This window comes from Micromonospora sp. NPDC005173, assembly GCF_040608515.1.
GTDB lineage: Bacteria > Actinomycetota > Actinomycetes > Mycobacteriales > Micromonosporaceae > Micromonospora.
Window position 1 is genome coordinate 1 of record NZ_JBEXIK010000114.1, and the last position, 1,206, is coordinate 1,206.

The window sequence follows — 1,206 nt, forward strand, 5'->3', positions numbered from 1 at the left end:
CATGCAGAACGTGCGACGCGGACACTACGAACTCGGGCTCGACAGCCAGCCCCAGCTCCGAGTCGCTTCGGCGTTCAGCGACCTCGCCCGGGTCATCTGACGCGGACCCGACCAGGCCGTACCGCGTCTCCCGATCAGATAATGCATCGGCACCGCCAGATCCCAAGTTCAGCCGCCGTTGACACAACGAGCCATCCGTTCGGCTGAGGGCAGAACCTGACGGCGTGACTAATGTTCCAGTTCCGCCAGCTCGGCCAGCTTATCGCGACCTACACGCTCTAAGGTGGACGGACGATGACGGGCACGAGCGGCAGGCGTGGAGGTTCGTTGAGCAAGAAGGCGGCAGCGTGGGTGGGCGGCGGTATCGCGGCATCGGTTCTCGTTCTCGGGTGCGGCCAGGGGTCCACTAAGCCTGCGCCAACGGCGCTAGCCTTGCCGGCCGGGCACAAGATGACGCCGGCCAAGTGGTGTACCACCTACGCCGAGGTGTTCCTCCAGCTTGAGACAAAAAGAGACAAGATCGTCGATCTACGCAGTTCCCAGTACAAGAACGGCGTTGCGCTCGACAACACCAAGCGGACGGCGCAGGCTGACGCACTTTGGGCTGAGGTTGAGGCGTTCGATCCTGGGCAGGCGATCGCCGATGCGCTCGTGTCGCTTCCGCACTCCAGCTACGTAGAGGCGGCGCTGGCTGCCCCGGATGGCGCGAACGCCAACCCCGTGAACGTCGCCATGTGGCACGCCTATGACGACGTTGGGCGGGCGCGAGACCGCTACGTGGAGGAGTGGGATAGCTCGCTGCTTGGGCCGGAGGATGCCGGCGGTGCCCGCAGCTACGCATCGAGCACACTCACCGACGCTATCGGCACGCCGCCGAATGGAAAACCCGGCTCGGGCAAGACAGGCCTCTGCTATGTCCAGCAGCCGTACAAGGACCAGCCGGGCGGCAAAGGCACAGGCGGCACAGTCAGCACAGGCGGTGGCAGCGTTGGCTGCGAGTATCACGGTCGGCCTAGGGCCACGTGGAAGGTCTGGCGCTGGGGCGACTGGAGCTGCTGATCCGGTCGTTTAGCCGTGCTTTGACCGAGCGCATTGATGTCGCCTCGGACGCCTAGTACTCCAGCCGGGGATGTTGACCTTCGCTGAGCTGCGGCGTGGTGTGGTGCGGGAACGAGGGCAGCCACCGTCGATCATGGACGGTTGTGT

At 64.9% G+C, this 1,206-nt stretch carries 1 protein-coding gene; it reads left to right on the plus strand.

The genetic code is table 11. The annotated features are described in order from the left end of the window. Positions 1 to 327: 327 nt before the first annotated feature. Positions 328 to 1,059, plus strand: a complete 732-nt coding sequence (locus ABZV00_RS37835; protein WP_355615479.1) for a hypothetical protein — start codon at positions 328 to 330, stop codon at positions 1,057 to 1,059. Positions 1,060 to 1,206 lie beyond the last annotated feature (147 nt).